The organism is Amycolatopsis sp. La24, from assembly GCF_029087445.1.
Classification (GTDB): Bacteria; Actinomycetota; Actinomycetes; order Mycobacteriales; family Pseudonocardiaceae; genus Amycolatopsis; species Amycolatopsis nivea.
Genome location: NZ_JARACH010000069.1, coordinates 33,727 through 51,080, shown reverse-complemented (window position 1 = coordinate 51,080; position 17,354 = coordinate 33,727). Strand labels below are relative to the sequence as shown.

Annotated in this window: 14 protein-coding genes; 8 read left to right on the top strand and 6 right to left on the bottom strand. The window is 70.0% G+C overall.

Going from position 1 to position 17,354, the window contains the following annotated elements:
- Positions 1–529: 529 nt before the first annotated feature.
- Genes PUT80_RS39395 through PUT80_RS39375 form a run of 5 tightly spaced genes read right to left on the bottom strand, consistent with a single transcriptional unit; the run spans position 530 to position 6,187 of the window.
- Complete coding sequence (locus PUT80_RS39395) at positions 530–814, bottom strand: hypothetical protein (RefSeq protein ID WP_275295161.1); 285 nt, start codon at positions 812–814, stop codon at positions 530–532.
- A gap of 15 nt (positions 815–829) precedes the next feature.
- Complete coding sequence (gene acnA, locus PUT80_RS39390) at positions 830–3,373, bottom strand: aconitate hydratase AcnA (RefSeq protein WP_275295160.1); 2,544 nt, start codon at positions 3,371–3,373, stop codon at positions 830–832.
- Positions 3,370–4,212 carry a citryl-CoA lyase gene (locus tag PUT80_RS39385; protein WP_037812299.1) on the bottom strand — a complete coding sequence of 281 codons (843 nt, stop codon included), beginning with the start codon at positions 4,210–4,212 and terminating at the stop codon, positions 3,370–3,372. Before PUT80_RS39385 ends, acnA begins: the two co-directional genes overlap by 4 nt.
- A complete protein-coding gene (locus PUT80_RS39380; protein WP_275295159.1) occupies positions 4,209–5,414 on the bottom strand; it encodes a CoA transferase in 1,206 nt (401 codons plus the stop codon). The genes PUT80_RS39385 and PUT80_RS39380 overlap by 4 nt, the downstream gene beginning before the upstream one ends.
- Positions 5,411–6,187 (bottom strand): IclR family transcriptional regulator, encoded by a 777-nt coding sequence (locus PUT80_RS39375; RefSeq protein WP_037812737.1) that lies wholly within the window; start codon positions 6,185–6,187, stop codon positions 5,411–5,413. Before PUT80_RS39375 ends, PUT80_RS39380 begins: the two co-directional genes overlap by 4 nt.
- A gap of 155 nt (positions 6,188–6,342) precedes the next feature.
- On the opposite strand from PUT80_RS39375, the gene PUT80_RS39370 reads away from it, so the two are divergent.
- Genes PUT80_RS39370 through PUT80_RS39360 form a run of 3 tightly spaced genes read left to right on the top strand, consistent with a single transcriptional unit; the run spans position 6,343 to position 10,565 of the window.
- Entirely contained in the window at positions 6,343–7,728 is a 1,386-nt protein-coding gene (locus tag PUT80_RS39370; protein WP_275295158.1) for an FAD-binding protein, read from the top strand.
- A gap of 17 nt (positions 7,729–7,745) precedes the next feature.
- A complete protein-coding gene (locus PUT80_RS39365; RefSeq protein WP_275295157.1) occupies positions 7,746–9,056 on the top strand; it encodes an MFS transporter in 1,311 nt (436 codons plus the stop codon).
- Positions 9,057–9,080: 24 nt separating this feature from the next.
- Positions 9,081–10,565 carry an aldehyde dehydrogenase gene (locus PUT80_RS39360; RefSeq protein ID WP_037812294.1) on the top strand — a complete coding sequence of 495 codons (1,485 nt, stop codon included), beginning with the start codon at positions 9,081–9,083 and terminating at the stop codon, positions 10,563–10,565.
- 45 nt (positions 10,566–10,610) lie between these two features.
- Here the strand turns inward: PUT80_RS39360 and PUT80_RS39355 are convergent, their stop codons facing one another.
- The gene (locus PUT80_RS39355) at positions 10,611–11,141 is read right to left on the bottom strand and encodes a flavin reductase family protein (RefSeq protein WP_037812292.1); all 531 of its coding nucleotides are present in this window, start codon (positions 11,139–11,141) and stop codon (positions 10,611–10,613) included.
- 129 nt (positions 11,142–11,270) lie between these two features.
- On the opposite strand from PUT80_RS39355, the gene PUT80_RS39350 reads away from it, so the two are divergent.
- From PUT80_RS39350 to PUT80_RS39330, 5 genes are all read left to right on the top strand, one after another.
- On the top strand, positions 11,271–12,131 hold the full coding sequence (locus PUT80_RS39350) for an alpha/beta fold hydrolase (protein ID WP_037812290.1): 861 nt from the start codon (positions 11,271–11,273) through the stop codon (positions 12,129–12,131).
- Positions 12,131–13,777 carry an FAD-binding protein gene (locus PUT80_RS39345; RefSeq protein WP_275295156.1) on the top strand — a complete coding sequence of 549 codons (1,647 nt, stop codon included), beginning with the start codon at positions 12,131–12,133 and terminating at the stop codon, positions 13,775–13,777. The genes PUT80_RS39350 and PUT80_RS39345 overlap by 1 nt, the downstream gene beginning before the upstream one ends.
- A 5-nt stretch (positions 13,778–13,782) precedes the next feature.
- Entirely contained in the window at positions 13,783–14,778 is a 996-nt protein-coding gene (locus PUT80_RS39340; protein ID WP_275295155.1) for a ferredoxin--NADP reductase, read from the top strand.
- Between the two features lie 219 nt (positions 14,779–14,997).
- Complete coding sequence (locus PUT80_RS39335; protein WP_275295154.1) at positions 14,998–16,482, top strand: MFS transporter; 1,485 nt, start codon at positions 14,998–15,000, stop codon at positions 16,480–16,482.
- A gap of 19 nt (positions 16,483–16,501) precedes the next feature.
- Positions 16,502–17,341, top strand: coding sequence for an alpha/beta hydrolase (locus PUT80_RS39330; protein ID WP_275295153.1), 840 nt, complete (start codon positions 16,502–16,504; stop codon positions 17,339–17,341).
- Positions 17,342–17,354 lie beyond the last annotated feature (13 nt).

Genomic DNA, 17,354 nt, shown 5'->3' with positions numbered 1-17,354 from the left:
CGAGGATCGATGGGTTCACTGACAGCCACCGCCCGAGCCTCACGGCAAAAGTGTCACCACCAACCCCGCCCGAACTGTCACCGATCTCCTGATGCAGAACCGTCACCCATGTCCTGCGAGATGACAGTCGAAAACAAGGTTTCTCCCGGCGCGACAGCCGCGAACCCGGGAGCGGAGAGAAGAGTCTTGGCGGATCGCCCAGCGCGGAGTTCAGCCGAAAACGCGTGTGCCGTATGCGTTCCCGCCGTATTTCGGAGCTGGTCGGTTCCTGCTCGGAGGCTTTCGCGGATGGAGGCGACGACGCTCTCTCGACCCGGAACAGTCGCCGGGTCGAGGGAAGCCGTTCCGGACAGCGGGCTGCCACGGGCCTCGGCGGCCCGGGCTGCGGCGTTGTCGGCTGCGCGCTTGGCACCGTGTCCTTCGGGGAGTCGGGCGCGGCAGGAACGAGTGCCTCGAAACCCGACGTCGCGGCTACCCGTTTGGCGCGGGGCCGAGTCCGGCGGGCTGGTCTCCGCGTCCGGAACCGGCCTTACCGCGGCCCGAACCCTCGGTAGGGCTGAAGCGGGATCACCGTGAACTCCGACAGCCCGGAACTGGCCATCGGCAAAGCGTCCACTGTGGACCGGGCCGTGGATTCGTCCGGCGCTTCGACGACGAAGCAGGCGCCGGGGAGGTCGTCGCGCAGCCAGATCTGGCGGACGACCCCGTCGAGGTAGAGGCGGCGCACCCGGTCTGTCTCGGCGGGGATGACCTCGGTGAAGTCGGCCTCCTCGAACGTCTCGGTGCGGCGGCGGCTGAGAACCATGAACTGCATGACAAGCCTTTCGAATCAACGGTGGGAGAGTTGCGCGGTCTTGAGCAGCCCGGCGAGCAGACCGCCCGCGCGCATCCATTCGTCCTCGGCGCGGGTGTCGACGCGGGCGACGGCGGGGTGTTCGGACACAGTTCGCCCGCCGCGGCGGACGACGACGGTGAGCGGGGCGTTGACGAGCGGTCCGTGTTCCAGGCCGAGGACGTCGAACTCCTCGCTGCCGTCGAACGCGCCCAGCTCAGGGCATTCGACGGGCAGCACGCCCAACGCGACGAGATTCGTGCGATGGATGCGCTCGAAACTCCGGGCGAGGACCGCCTGCACGCCGAGCAGCCGGGTGGCCTTCGCGGCCCAGTCGCGGGCCGACCCGGCGCCGTAGGAATGGCCGGCGACGACGACCGCGGGAGTGCCGCGCTCGGCGTAGGCGGCGGCCGCGACGTGCACCGGTACGAGGTCGCCGTCGGGGAGGAGGCGGGTCCAGCCTCCGGGCCGCTCCCCGGCGAGTTCGTTGCGCAGCCGCGGGTTGGCGAAACCGCCGCGCAGCATCACCTCGTGGTTGAGCCGCCGGGAGCTGTAGGTGCCGAGGTCCTCGCGCGCCACCCCGCGTTCGGCGAGCCACTGGCCCGCCGCCGAATCGGGCAGGATGCGCGAGACCGGGGAGATGTGGTCGGTCGTGATGCCGTCGCCGAGCACGAGCAACGGCCGCGCGCCTCGGATGTCCCCCTCTCGGACCGGCCTGGAGATCTCGGCGTCGGCGAACGGCGGCCGCCGGATCGTCCCCGTTTCGTCCTCCCACTGGTAGGTTTCGTCGTCCGGATGAGGCAGGCGCTGCCAGCGATCCGTCGTCATGGGCGAGGACGCGCCGGGAGACGCCAGTGCGGCGGCCGCGTCGATGTCCGCTTCGGTGGGCCAAAGGTCCGCCAGCAGCACGGGATTCCCGTCGCGGCCGGTGCCGAGCGGTTCGCGGTCCAGGTCGATCGTGGTGCGCCCGGCGAGCGCGAACGCGACGACCAGGGGAGGCGAGGCGAGATAGGCGTTGCGCACGTCGGGGTGGATCCGGCCGGGGAAGTTCCGGTTGCCCGACAGCACGGCGGAAACGGTGAGATCGCGGGCCTCGATCTGCCGCGCGACGTCCGGGCGGAGCGGGCCGGAGTTGCCCATGCAGGTGCCGCAGCCGAATCCGGCGACTTGGAAGCCCAGTTCGTCCAGCGCCGGTTGCAGGCCACCGGCGGCGAGGAGGTTCGCAGTGGCCTGCGAACCGGGGGTCAGCGAGGTCTTCGTCCACGGGGCGACTGCGAGGCCGCGGGCGACGGCGTTGCGAGCCAGCAGCCCAGCGGCAGCCATCGCCCGAGGATTAGACGTGATGGTGCAGCTGGTGATCGCGGCGATCACCACGGCTCCGTCGGGCAGATCGCCAGAGCCGGGCCGGGCCGCCGCGGGGTCGTACAGGTCGGCGGGCCGGAGCGGCTGGTGCGGGCGGGACGGTCCGGCCAGCGTCCGGTCCACCGCGGCGAGGTCCAGCTCGATCACGTCGTCGTAGTCCGGCTCGGCTCCGTACAGCATCCCTTGCGCGGCAAGGTAGTCGCGCACCGGTTCGGCGGGGCGGCCAGTCGCGGAAAGGTAGTCGAGCGTGCGGGCGTCGGCGGGAAAATAGGCCATGGTCGCGCCGTACTCGGGTGCCATGTTCGCGATGGTCGCGCGGTCGGGCACGGCCAAACCGGCGAGGCCGGGTCCGTGGAACTCCACGATCCGCTGCACGACCCCGTGCGTGCGCAGCAGCGCGGCGAGCGTCAGCGCCACGTCGGTCGCCAGCACGCCGGGCCGGACCGCTCCGGTCAGCCGGACACCGACCACCTCGGGCACCCGCAGATAAAGAGGCTCGCCGAGAGCGGCGGCGGTCGCCTCGATGCCGCCGGCTCCCCAGCCCGCCACGGACAGCCCATTGATCATCGTGGTGTGGCTGTCGGTGCCGACGACGGAATCGAACCCGGCGAGCGGGCCGGGCGTGACGACGTCGGCGAGCACCTCGAGGTTCAGCTGGTGACAGATCCCGATGCCGGGCGGGACCACCCGCAGGCCGGGAAACCGGGTCTGGGCCCAGCGGAGGAACCGGTAGCGGCCGGCGTGGCGGGCGTACTCGCGGTCGAGGTTCGTCGCGGCGGCCAGGGGAGAGCCCGCGGTGTCGAGCTCCAGCGCGTGGTCGACGACCAGGTCCATCCGCTTGCGCGGGGCGACCGACGCCGGGTCGAGCCCGAGTCCGGCGGCCCGCTCGGCGAGCGCGACCAGGTCGGCGAGGACAGGAATGCCGGAAGCGTCCTGCAGCAGCACCCGTTCCGGGTGGAACGGGATCGCCGCGGCGGTGTCCCGGCGGGCCAGCGCGCGCACGTGCTCGGCCGTCGCCGTGCGGCCGTTCTCGTGCCGCAGCACGTTTTCCGCCAGGACGCGGGTGGAGTAGGGCAAGCGGCCGAGCGGGCCCGCGCCGTTCGCTTCGGCGGCGGGCAGGCTGAAGAACCGGGTGCCGCCGGGCAGCGTCCGCAGCGCGTGGAACGAATCGAGGGTCACGGCTGCGGCACCGGACGTTCGGAGGCCCCGGTGTAAGCGGGCAGCAGCGGCGGCGGGATCGGCCCCTTGATCCGGCGTCCGGACTGGCTTTCCTCCCAGGCGTGGGACAGGATCCCCACCGACCGGGACAGGATGAACAGCCCGCGGCCCAGTTCCGGCGGGAACCCGAGTTCCGCGTAGACGACGGCGGTCGCCCCGTCGATGTTCATCGGGACCGGTTTGGCCCGCCCGGCCGCCAGCTGCCGTTCGAGTTCCCTGGCGACGGCGAGGAACCGCCCGTCGACCACCCCGGCCGCGGCTTGGTCGGCCACCGCCTCCAGCAGGGGGTCGCGGCGCGGGTCGCGCGGGTGGAACCGGTGCCCGAAGCCGGGTATGTGCTGCCGGCGGGAGCGGAAGTCCGTCAGCGTCTTGGCGACCGCGGTCTCGAGACCGTCCTTTTCGGACTCCGCGCGGAGCTGGCCGAGGAGTTCCATGCACTGCTGTCCTGCGCCGCCGTGCACGTCGCCGAGCAGGCCGACGCCGGTGGACATCGCGCCGTGCAGGCCGACGCCGCACGTGGCCGCCATCCGCGCCGCGGCGATCGACGGGGCCTGCGGGCCGTGGTCCACCGCGGCGACGAGGGCCTTCTCCAGCAGCGCGGCCTGTGCCTTGCCGGGCAGCTCCCCGCGCACCATCAGCCAGACCGTCTCCGCGAAGCCCGCGCCGGAGATCAAGTCCTGCACCGGATAGCCGCGCAGCCGGATGCTCCCGGGCTCGATGTCTGAGACCGCGGTGGACCACCATTCGGTCACGTCCCGGGTCGACGTCGCCCGGACCGCTTCTTCGCGAGCGGAGGTCATACCGCCTTCTCCTCCCGCAGCCGGGCGATCTCGGGTTCCGCGAACCCCAGTTCCCGCAGGACCGCGTCGGTGTGTTCGCCCAGCCGCGGCGGTCGCGAGCCGGCGGCGACCCGTGCGCCGTCGACCCGGGTGGGGGCGCCGAGCACCCGCATCGCTCCGCCGGCCGCGGCGGGCGATTCGACTGTCGTGACGAGCTCGCGGTGCGCGATCTGTTCCGACGCCAGTGCTTCGGGCACGGAAACCACCGGCGCGGCCGGAACTCCGGTCTCCAGCAGGATCTCGTCCCACTCCGCCGCGCTCTTTTCCTTGAGGGAGGTCTCCAGCTCCGCTCGCAGGGCGTCCCGGTTGCGCTTGCGGTCCTCGCGGACGGCGAACCTCGGATCGCTGATCAGCTCCTCGCGGCCGAGCACCCGGCAGAGGATCTCGTACTGCTCCTGCTTGTTCGCCGCGATGTTGAGCGCGCCGTCGCCGGTCTCGAAGGTGCCGGACGGCGCGGAGGTGATGTTCTCGTTGGCCATCGGAGCCGGTTCGCGGCCGCCGATCAGATGATCCGACACCACCCAGCCCATGGCGGTGAGCGCGGCGTCCAGCATCGAGGTGTCGAGGAAAGCTCCTTGGCCGGTGCGGCGCTGGCGGAGCAGCGCCGAGGAGATCGCGAACGCCGCGGCGAGCCCGCCGAAGCTGTCGCACACCGGGAACCCGACTCGCAGCGGCGCGACCTCCGGCGTTCCGGTCACGCTCATGATGCCCGAAAGCCCTTGGACGACCTGGTCGTAAGCCGGCCTGCGCCGCATCGGCCCGGTCGCGCCGAATCCCGAGACGGCGCAGTAGACCAGTCTCGGGTTGATTTCCCGCAGCCGGTCCCAGCCGAACCCGAGACGCTCCAGCACTCCGGGACGGAAGTTCTCCAGCAGCACATCGGCGCGCGCCACCAGCTTCGCGAAGACGTCCTTGCCCCCCTCGCTCTTGAGGTCGACCGTCACGGACCGCTTTCCGGAGTTCTGGGCGAGAAACGAGACGCCGAGCCCTTCGCCGGACAGCCCCGGATCGGCGCCGAGCTGGCGGGCGAGGTCGCCGGTGCCGGGCGGTTCGACCTTGATCACCTCGGCGCCCATCAGCGCGAGCTGGTACCCGGCGAACGGACCGGCCAGCACGTTGGTGAGGTCGAGGACGCGCACGCCCTCGAGCAGGTCGGCGGTCACAGGAACACCTCCACCGGGCCGAGCCCGGCTTCGCTGATCTCGCGGGCGGCCGCGGTCACCGCGTCGACGTAGCGGCCGACGCGATCGGCTGTGAAGCGCGAGGTCGGCCCGCTCGCGGACAGTGCCGCGATCACCCGGCCGTCCTTGGCGAAAATCGGGGCGGCCACCGCCGACGCGCCCAGTTCGCGTTCGCCGTGCGTCACCGCGTAGCCCGCCTCGCGGATGCTGGCGACCTCCCGCCGCAGCGGCTCCAGTTCGAGGCCGGACCGGCGGCCGGCCAGCTCGTGCAGCACCTCGTCCGGCGCGCCGCCGAGCAGGATCTTGGCGCTGGCCCCGCTCGCCAGCGGATACGGCACGCCGACGGCGACCACGCTGCGGACCGTCGCGGTGCCCTCAGCCTGGGCGATCGCGGTCCGGTCGAGGCCGCGGCGGACGTAGACGTTCACGGTCTCGCCGCAGGATTCGGCGAGCCGCGCCATGATCTGGCGCGCCTCCGGGCCCACCTCCCACAGCGCTTCCGCGAGCTTGACCCAGCGGAGGAGACCCGCGCCGGGTCCGTAGGAGGAGTCGCCGCGGTCCACGATCAGCCCCAGGGATTCGAGCGTCGCGAGCAGCCGCACGACGGTGGTCTTCGGCAGGCCGGTGAGTGCGACCAGCTCGCGGAGCTGCCGGATCGGATGCGCCGCGTCGAACAGTTCCAACACCTCGACAGCTCTCGCGATGCTGCGCACGCCGCCGTCGACCCGCGTGGAAGCGGTACCAGTCTCAGCCATGTCCACCACCATAGACCGTCAGATGGTTCGCGTAAACCGCATTGTGGGTTGACTGAGCCTTGAGCGCGTGTTCTCCTACTTTCCGCGATGCTCGGACTGGACAGCGGAATTCTTGAACCGCTCAATGGCGCGCTCGGGACGAGAAAGGGAGTTTCGTGAGTCGACAACAGGCAGATCTGGTCGTGGTGGGGTGCGGCGCGGGCGGGCTCGCGACCGCGGTGCGGTTTCTCGAATGCCGTCCGGAAGGCCGGGTCGTCGTGCTCGAACGGACGTCGAAGGCTCAGCGCGGCGGCAACACCGCGTGGACCGGCGCGTTCTTCCGGCTCGAACCGGACGGCGAACCGGCGGCCGACTTCTCCGCCCGGATGCGCGACCTGAGCGGCGGACGCACCGATCCGGCGATCATCGGCAGGCTGGCCGCACTGGCCCGGCCCACGATGGAGTGGCTCAACGAGAACGGCGTCGCCACCAAACCGGACCTGACCTACTTCCTGACCTCGAAGGGTCCGCGGCTGATGCCCGTCGGCGGCGGCGCGGCGATCGTCGAAACCCTTGCCGCGCGGGTGGAAACCCTCGGCGGGACCATCCGCTACAACACCGCCGCCCACGACCTCGTCCAGGACGAGACCGGCGCGGTGACCGGCGTCGTCACGGCGGACGGCACGCACTGGGAAGCGCCGACAGTGGTGCTCGCCTGCGGCGGTTTCGAAGGAAGCACGGCACTGCTCGACCGCCACCTCGGCGAGCGCGGGCACGAACTCTCGCCGATCGCCCCCGGCGGGCGCGCCAACCAGGGCGAGGGCATCGAAATGGGCGTGCGGGCGGGCGCGGCGACGGACGGGCAGTTCGAGCGCTTCCACGGCGAGCCGGTCGATCCGCGCACCCGTTCGCCGGAAGCGCTGGTCATGGTCTACCCGTACGGCATTCTGGTCGACCACCGCGCGCAGCGGTTTCTCGACGAGGGTTCCGACACCCCGGACAACACCTTCGAGTCGGTGGCCTACCGGATCTGGCGCGACGCCGACCAGTTCGCCTACGTCGTCGCGGACCAGAAACTGGTGCGCCAGGACATCACCCGCGCCGTGCTGACCGACCGCGAGCCCGAAACCGCCGACACCCTCGAAGCGCTGGCGCAGCGGCTCGATCTCGACCCTGCCGCGCTCGTGGCGACCGTCGAGGCCTACAACGCCGCGGCCAGGCCGGGCCCGCTCGACGTCACCTCGCTCGACGGGATCGCGACCAGCGGTCTCGAACCGCCGAAATCCAACTGGGCCCGCCCGATCGACGAGCCGCCGTACGTCGCGTGGCCGGTCACCTGCGCCATCACCTTCACCTTCGGCGGCCTCAAAACCGACGAACACGCCCGCGTCGTGGACCGCCTCGGCGCACCGATTCCCGGCCTGTACGCCGTCGGCGAGACCGCCGGGATCTACCACGGCAAATACCCCGGCGCGACCTCCGTCCTGCGGGCCCTCTGCTTCGGCCGGGTCGCCGGGGAAGCGGCGGCGTCCCGTTCCACCACCCCGAGCACCGCGGCTTGAGGCCACAGGAGACAGCCATGAACCCGTCCACCCGCAGCATGTCCCGGCGCGCCGCCGTCGCGAGCCTCGTCGGCACCACCATCGAATGGTTCGACTTCTTCATCTACGGGCTCGCCGCGGCCCTGGTCTTCGGCGAGCTGTTCTTCCCCGAGGCCGACCCGCACAGCGGACGGCTGGCGTCGTTCGCCACGCTCGGCGTCGCGTTCGTCGCCCGGCCGATCGGAGCCGCGATCTTCGGCCACCTCGGCGACAAATTCGGCCGCCGGACCACGCTGATCGCGACCCTGGGCGTCATGGGAGCGTCGACCGGGCTGATCGGGGTGCTGCCGACCTACCGCTCGATCGGCATCGCGGCCCCGATCCTGCTGATCGCGTTGCGGCTGCTGCAGGGCCTCGCGGTCGGCGGAGAATGGGGCGGCGCGGTGCTGATGTCGGTCGAGCACGCGCCGCCGTCGCGCCGGCGGCTGTTCGGGTCCGCTCCGCAGATGGGCAGCCCGCTCGGCCTGGTGCTCGCCACGGCCGTCATGTCCGCGGTGTCGGCGCTGCCGGACGACCAGTTGCTCGCCTGGGGCTGGCGGATCCCGTTCCTCGCCGGTTTCGTGCTCGTCGGCGTCGGATTGGTGATCCGGCTCGGAGTCGCCGAACCGGAGCAGTTCAGCGAGCTCAAGTCGGCCGGACGGACAGCGCGGCTGCCGCTGCGCGAAGTCTTCACCGGTGCGCTGCGCGGACTCGCCGCCGGCACCGGCGTGCAGGCGTCGGTCAACGTCGTCTTCTACCTGATCTCGGTGTACTTCCTGACCTACGCGACGGCGTCGCTGGGCATGCCCCGCAACACCGCACTGCTCATCGTGATGATCGCGGCCGCCGTGGACCTGCTCGCACTGCCGCTCGTGGCCTCGGTGAGCGACCGGATCGGCGCGCGCCCGGTGCTGCTCGGCGGAATCGCTTTCACCGCCGTCGCCGTGTTCCCGTTCTTCTGGTTGCTGGACGGCGATCACCCGGTCGTCACCGGGGTCGTGATCACCGTCATGATGCTGGGCGCGCACGCCACCGTGTACTCCGTGATTTCCAGCGTGATCGCCGACCAGTTCGACACCCGCGTCCGCTACAGCGGCACCGCGCTGAGCAACGCGCTCGGGGCGCTGATCTTCAGCGCTCCCACGCCTTTCATCGCCGAAGCCGTGGTCGGCAACGGCACCCGGTGGTGGCCGCTCGCGTTGCTGACCGTTGTCGCCGCTGCCATCTCGCTTGTCGCTGTCGCCGGTACTTCGCGCCGTCGGCGGTCCGCCGCCCCGGCGACCGAACCGGCCGCCTCCGCCTCCGCCTGAACACCTGTTGGGAGAACTGCTTTCATGTCCACCGAGAACTACGAGATGCTGATCGACGGAAAATGGCGCGTCGCGTCCGACGGCGCCACCTTCCCGTCGGTCAACCCGTTCGACGGCCAGGAGTGGGCGCACGTGCCCGCCGCCACGGTCCAGGACGTCGACGACGCGGTCACCGCGGCCCGGCGCGCGTTCGACGAGGGACCGTGGGCGCAGTCGACCCCGTTGCGACGCGCCGCTCTGCTGCGGAAATTCGGCGACCTCATCAAGGAAAACGCCGACGAACTCGCCCGCATCCAGGTGCTCGAAAACGGCAAGCTCATCCGCGAGGTCGCCGGTCAGACCGCCGCGCTGGCCAACCACTGCTACTTCTTCGCGGGTGTGGCCGAAGCTCCGGTGGGGGAGACGCTCGCGAGCAGCGTGCCCAACATGCAGGTGTTCACGGTGCGCGAGCCGATCGGCGTGGTCGCGGCCATCACGCCGTGGAACAGTCCGCTGGCGCTCCTGCTGTGGAAGCTCTGTCCCGCTCTCGCCGCCGGGAACACGGTGGTGGTCAAGCCGTCCGAGATCACGCCAGTGTCCACGCTGGTGCTGGCCAGGCTGATCCAGGAGGCCGGGTTCCCAGACGGGGTCGTCAATGTCGTCACTGGCGCGGGCGAGGCAGGCGCCGCGCTCGCCGGGCACCGCGGCGTCGACAAGATCGCCTTCACCGGATCGACCGCGGTGGGCAAGAAGATCGCGGTGACCGCGGCGGAACGGCTCGCCCGCGTTTCGCTGGAGCTGGGCGGGAAATCCCCGAACATCGTGTTCCCGGACGCCGATCTGGACAACGCGGTCAACGGCGTCGTCGCGGGGATCTTCGCCGCCACCGGGCAGACGTGCATGGCCGGGTCCCGGGTCCTCGTCCACGAGGACGTTCACGACGAGTTCGCCGCCGCGCTGATCGAGCGCACCGAGCGGATCAAACTCGGCGACCCGCTCGACCCGGACACCGAGATGGGGACGGTCGCCTGCCAGGCGCAGTACGACAAGGTGCTGCACTACATCGAGGTCGCCAAGGCCGACGGCGCGCATCTGGCGGCAGGCGGCGGCCGGCCCGAAGATCCCGCCCTGAGCAAGGGATTGTTCGTCCGCCCGACCGTGTTCACCGGGGTCGCCAACGACATGCGGATCGCCCGCGAGGAGGTGTTCGGGCCGGTCGCCGTCGTCATCAAGTTCCGGGACGAGGACGACGCCGTCCGCATCGCCAACGACACCGCGTTCGGGCTGGCGGCCGGCGTCTGGACCCGCGATGTCGCCCGCGCGCACCGGATGGTCCGCCGCCTGCGCGCGGGCAGCGTCTGGGTGAACAACTACCGCAAGACGAACTACGTGGCCCCGTTCGGCGGGTTCAAGGAAAGCGGCATCGGGCGGGAGAACGGGTTCCACGCGATCGAGGAGTACACCGAGGTCAAAACCGCGTGGATCGACACCGGCAACCGCATCGCCGATCCGTTCAACCCGCGCGCCTGAGCGGCGACCGAGGCCGCGCTGACGAGGGCTCGCCGTCGGCGCGGCTCAGCGGTCGCTCCACCCCCAGAGATAACCCGGCACCTCGTCCGGACTTCCTTCGACGCCGAAATCGCCGCGGTAGAAAATCATCGGCCGTTCGTCAGCTCCGGGGTCGAGGGCGAGCACCCGGCCGAGGACGACGTCGTGGTCGCCCGCGCGGTGCACGGTCTCGATCTCGGCGTGCACGCGCAGCAGAACGCCGGGCAATTCCGGCGTGCCCCAGCGGGAAAGCTCCCAATCCAGTCCTTCGAAGCGAAGCCCGCGGCGGGATCCGAAGCGGGCGCAGAGATCTGTTTGCGGTTCGGCGAGCACGTTGACGCAGAACCGTCCGGCGGAGCGGATGCGCGGCCAGGCCCGGCCGCCGCGGTCGGCGCAGAACAGCACCAGCGGCGGTTCCAGCGACACCGACGTGAAGGACTGGCAGGTGAACCCCACCGCCTCGTCGTGGTCGACGCCGGTCACCACGGTGACCCCGCTGGCGAACCGGCTCAGTGCGCGGCGCATCTCCAGCGGGCTCGGTGCTTCGGTGGCTTGCATGACTCGACGGTAAAAGCCGCGGGCGAACCCTGATCCCGGCTCTCTCGGTGACCGGGACTGCCGCCGCGCGCGGGTTCGGCGGCTGGCTAGCTTCGGCGGCATCCCGCACCCACGAGCAAGAGGTCAGCCATGCCGGAACTGAGCCACGACGCGACGCTGCGCGAACTTCGCACCGACCGGGGCGTGCTGCGCTACCACGAAGCAGGCGACGGCCCGCCGGTCGTGCTGCTGCACGGATCCGGTCCCGGCGTCACCGGATGGCAGAACTTCCGCGCGAACCTGCCGTCGTTCGCCGCGCGTTTCCGGTGCCTGATCCTGGAATTCCCCGGCTTCGGCGTGAGCGACCCGGTCGACGCGCCGCCGATGCCCGCCGCCGAACGCGCGGTGCTCGACCTGCTCGACGGGCTCGGCATCGCCGCCGCTGACCTGGTCGGCAACTCCATGGGCGGATTCGTCGCCACTCGCATCGCGATCGAGTATCCGGACCGGGTTCGCCGGCTGGTGACTGTCGGCGGGATGGGCACGAACATCTTCAGCCCGGCCCCGGGCGAGGGCATCAACCTGCTCACCGAGTTCGTCGAGGACCCGACCCGCGAACGGCTCGTGCAGTGGCTGAACTCGATGGTGTTCGACCGCGGCCTGATCACCGAAGAGCTGATCGAGGAGCGGTGGAAGCTGGCTACCGCGCCGGATTCCTTGGCCAGCGCCAAGAAGATGTACGGCAAAGGGGTGTTGCAGGCGCAGGCGGCCGCGGCTTTCGACGTCACCCCGCTGTGGGCGACGCTGCGCAAGATCCGCGCCCGCACGCTCATCACGTGGGGCCGCGACGACCGGGTCAGCCCGCTCGACATGGCGCTGCTTCCGATGCGCACCATTCCTCACGCGGAGCTGCACATTCTCCCGAACTGCGGCCACTGGACGATGATCGAGCAGAAGGACGCGTGGGAGAGTGCCGTCCTCGCGTTCCTGCTCCGGAAGGACGGCGAGTGATGGCCTGGGACGCCGAATACGACTTCGTCGTCGTCGGCTCGGGCGGCGGCGGGATGACCGCGGCGCTGACCGCCGCGGCGGCCGGGCTGGAAGTGCTGGTCGTCGAGAAAGGCGCGATGTACGGCGGTTCCACCGGGATTTCCGGCGGCGGCATCTGGATCCCGAACAACCCGACGCTGCGCGCGGCCGGGCACGACGACAGCCGGGCGTCGATCCGTCGCTACCTCGATCTGCTCACCGAGGGGCGGGTGCCCGCTGAGCGGCTCGACGCGTATGTGGACCACGGTCCGGCGGCGATGGAGCTGCTGGAGCGAAGCAAGTGGCTGCGGTTCTTCTGGGTGAAGGGTTACGCCGATTACCACCCGGAGCTGGAGGGCGGTCGCCCGCTCGGCCGGTCGGTCGAGGCGAAGCCGTTCGACACCCGGCAGCTCGGCGAGGACGAGCGGTACCAGCGGCCGAACACGATGAAGGGGCCGCTCGGCCTGTGGGTCACCGCGAAGGATTACCACGATCTGGCGATGGTCAAGCGGACTTGGCGCGGTCGGTGGGCCTCGGTGATCGCTGCTTGGCGGGTGTCGTCCAACGTGGTGCGGCGTCGGCATATGGCGACCGGCGGTCGTGCGCTCGTCGCGCGGTTGCGGATGGCGTTGAAGGACGCCGGGGTCCCGCTGTGGCTGCGGTCGCCAATGACCGAACTGGTCGTCGAGGACGGCAGGGTGACCGGCATCGTCGCCGAGCACGACGGCGCGCCGCGGCGGATCCGTGCCCGCTGCGGCGTGCTGCTGGCGACCGGCGGCTTCGAGCACAGCGCTGATCTGCGGAAACGTTATCTACCGGAAGCCGCGTGGGACGACTACAGCGGCGGTGCGCGCGAGAATGTCGGCGACGGCATCGAGGCCGGGCTGGGCGTCGGGGCGGCCACCGACCTGATGGACGACGCGTGGTGGATGCCGTCGGTGCGGCATCCGTCGGGTGCAGTCGTGCCGCTGGTGTCCGAGCGGTCGATCCCGCGTTCGGTCATCGTGTCGGCCGAGGGCACGCGGTTCACCAACGAGTCCGCACCGTACGTCACCTTCGTGCACGCCCAGCTCGAGGGCGGACACGTGCCCGCCTGGTTCGTCATGGACGCCAAAGCGCGGGCGCGGTACCCGTTCGCGCAGATCCTGCCCGGCGCGCCGATTCCGGAGCCGTACTACGCGGCGGGCATCGTGCATCGCGCGGACACTCTCGCCGGGCTGGCCGAGAAGATCGGCGTTCCGGACAACGCGTTGGCGGAAACGGTAAAGCGGTTCAACGGCTTTGCCCGCACCGGAGTGGACGCGGACTTCGGTCGCGGGAATTCCGCCTACGACCGGTATTACGGCGATCCGACGCTGCCGAACCCGTGTCTCGACGTGATCGATCGAGGACCGTATTACGCGTTCCGCATCGAGGTCGGCGACCTCGGCACCAAGGGCGGCCTGGTGTGCGACGAGAACAGCCGCGTCCTGCGCGACGACGGCTCGGCGATCGACGGCCTGTACGCCACCGGCAACACGACCGCCGCGGTGATGGGCAACGAATACGCCGGCCCGGGCGCGACGATCGGCCCGTCGATCGTCTTCGGCTATCTCGCGGCGCAGCACGCGGCCGCGCGCTCGGCATGAACGCGATGCGCGTGCGGGTGACCGAGGTGGTCCGCGAGACCGCTGACGCGCATTCGCTGGTCCTGGAACCGATCGAGGGCAGTTTCAACTATTTGCCCGGGCAATTCCTCACCGTGCGGATCCCGTCCACTAAGGACAGTGTCACGCGGTGCTATTCGCTGTGCAGTTCCCCGCATTGCGACGAACCAGCGAGAATCACGGTGCAGCGCACCGCCGGCGGGTACGGGTCGAATTGGTTGGTGGACAACGCGGTCGAGGGGACTGTGCTGGAGGTGCTGCGGCCGTCGGGCACGTTCACGCCGCGTTCGCTCGACGCCGACGTGTTGCTGCTCGCCGCCGGAAGCGGGATCACGCCGGTGCTGTCGATCCTGAAGTCCTGCCTGCGGGCCGGGTCAGGACACGTGACCCTGGTGTACGCGAATCGGGACGAGCAGTCGGTGATCTTCCGGGACGAATTGCTGCGGCTGGCGAAGGAGCATCCGGATCGGTTGACTGTGCTGCACTGGTTGGAGTCAGTGCAGGGCTTGCCGACCGAGGCCGGGCTTCGGGCGTTGACCGCGCCGTACCGAGATCGGGAAGCGTTCCTTTGTGGACCTGGACCGTTCATGGACTTGGCTTCGACGGTCCTTAATGGACTCGGAGTGGAAAGCATTACCGTAGAACGGTTCACGTCGCTCACCGGAGATCCGTTCGCGGCGGTGACGGTGGACGAGTCCGGTCCCGCGAGCTCGGTGGAAGTCGAGCTTGACGGGGAAACTTTGACCTTGCGCTGGCCCCGGGAGAATGCGTTGCTCGACGTCCTCCTGGCGGCCGGTTTGGACGTGCCGTTCTCGTGCCGGGAGGGTGCGTGCAGTGCCTGCGCTTGCGTGCTTGTGAGCGGTGAAGTGGATCTGGCGCACAACGAAGTCCTGGATGGCCGGGATCTTGCGGACGGGTTGATCCTGGCCTGTCAGGCCCGGCCTAGGACGGACGAGGTCAAGGTTACGTACGAAGTTCAGTGAGGTGGGCATGGACCGGTCCGCGATCTCGGCCTCGGCGGCTGAACTCGCGGCATCGACGTGGTCCTCAATGTCGCCCATCTGACGCGGACTCCCGGTGAGCGGGATCGTGCGAGGGCGGTGCGGCGGCCGTGATTACGCTCACGTCGATTCCGGCCTCATCAGTGCGGGACCTCGTATTCCGGCGGGGATTCCCCTGATCACTTCTGGAAAGGGACCGGCATGGCACTCGACCTGAATCCGGCGAACGGACCTGTTTCCCGCGGGCGGATCATCGCGGTCTGCGCGCTGATCATTCTGCTCTCCGAAATCGCCACGTTCGAAATCCTCATGGTGTACCCGGCGCTGCCCGGGATGGCCGCGCATTTCCGGACCCTCGACGTGGCGCAGGCGGCCTCGGTGGTGACCCTCGCCGGCGCGGTCGTGCTGCCGCTCGCGGGCAAGGCTGCCGACCGCTACGGCAAGAAGCGGATCATTCTCGTGATGGGCGCGATCTTCCTGCTCGGCAGCATCCTCTGCGCGACGACCGACGTGTTCGCCGTGCTGTTGATCGGCCGTCTGCTGCAGGGCAGCCTGGTCGGCATCGTGAACATTTCCTACGCACTCGTCCGCGACGTCATCCCGCGGTCGTACGTGCCGATCGCGCTCGGTTCGGTGGTCACCGGAATCGGCATGGGTGCGGTAGCCGGGCCGTTTCTCGCCGGTGCGCTGATCGACAATTTCGGTTTCCGCAGCGTGTTCTGGTTCATGGTCATCTACGTCGGCGTACTGCTTCCGCTGCACGCGTGGCTGGTGCCGGAAAGCACGGTGCGGGTGAAATCGTCGTTCGACATCCTCGGTGCCATTCTGCTCGGTGCGGGTCTCGGCATTCTGCTCGTGGCGGTCGGCAAAGGCGGGACGTGGGGCTGGGGCTCGACGACCACTGTCGGCGCGTTCGGTCTCGGGGTGCTGCTGCTGGCCGCGTTCGTGCTGCGCGAACTGAAGGCCAAGGAACCGCTGATCGACCTGCGGGTGCTCGTCGGCCGCAAATTCCTGCCGACGGTGGTCGCGGTCGGGCTGGTGTCGTACATGATGAACGCGCACAGCATCCTCAGCCCGACCATGTTCGAGACCCCGCACATCCCCGGAAACACTTACGGCGTCGGACTTTCCGCGCTGCAACTGGCACTGTGGACGTTCCCGCTCGGCGTCGTTGGCATGGTCGTCGGCCCGCTCGGCGGCTACCTGTCGAAGCGGATCGGCGCGCGGCAGGTGCTGCTCGCGTCCAGCCTGTGCTTCCTCGTGGTGATGTTCCTCGGCTCGCGGATGTTCACCGTGCAGTGGCAGGTCGCGATCACCAGCTTCGTCGCCGGGTTCGCGGTCGGGTTCCTGCATTCCTCCAACGCGAACCTGTTGCAGGACGCCCTGCCCGCGCGGCTCGGCGGCGCGGGCAACTGCATCGCCGGCGTGATCGCGATGCTGGCGGCGTCGGCCGCGGTGACGGTGACCGGGGCGATCATGTCCGGGCACGTCCGGATGACGCTGCCCCAGTCGCACGCGGTGATCTACGGCGACGCCGCGTTCACCCAGTCGTACCTGTGGGCGGGTGTCGTCGGCGTCGTCGGGGTGGCGATCATCCTGGTGATGAAGCACGGGCGCAAACCCGCGCAGGGCGGGCTGGTCGAGGAAAGCGACACGGCTGCCCGGGTGGCGGTCGCGCGGGCCTGACAGCGGCATACTGCGTCGCGTGGAGCACGCGGTGCGGACGGAAGACGGTATCCGGCTTTGGGCGGCGAAGACGGGCGACGGCGAACCGGTCGTCTTCTGTCACGGCGGCCCGGGGTTGTGGGACATGATGGCGGACGTCGCGGCTGACCTTTCGGCAGCCGCGACCGTCTGTCGCTGGGACCAGCGCGGATGCGGCCGGTCGGAGCGGCGGGGACCGTACTCGGTGGAGACGACAGTGGCCGATCTCGACGCGGTCCGAGCCCATTTCGGCTGGGACCGCGTCGCGCTGCTCGGCCACTCGTGGGGTGCGCAGCTGGCGTTGCGCTACACGCTGGCGCATCCGGATCGGGTGACGAAGCTGGTTTACGTCTCCGGCACCGGAATCGACGACGACTCGACCTGGCACGCGGACTACGAACGCAACCTCCGCAACGCCCTGGAAAGCCGCCTGATGCGCTGGGAATCGTTGGCAGCCAAGGACCGCACCGCGGAGGAAGACCGGGAGTACTGCGTCCTGCAATGGTCAGCGGACTTCGCCGGCCGGGAACGCGCCCTGGAGCACGCCGAAGCCATGGCTGACCCGTGGTTCGGCGTCAATTTCGAGTGCAACGCGGCGCTGAACCGCGAGCGTTGGCCGGATCTGCGTGGTCAGTGCGAAGGGTTGAAGGTGCCGACCCTGATCGTGGACGGAACAGCGGACATCCGGCCGCGCTCGGCGGTGGACTCGCTGGAACGCGCCTTGCCGGTGGTGTCGCGCGTCCAGTTGCCAGCCGGTCATCTGCCGTGGGTGGAGGACCCGGCTGGGTTCCACGCCGCGGTCAGCGGATTTCTAACGAAAGCAGGGGCGGACTCGGCCTGAGTCCGCCCCTTCC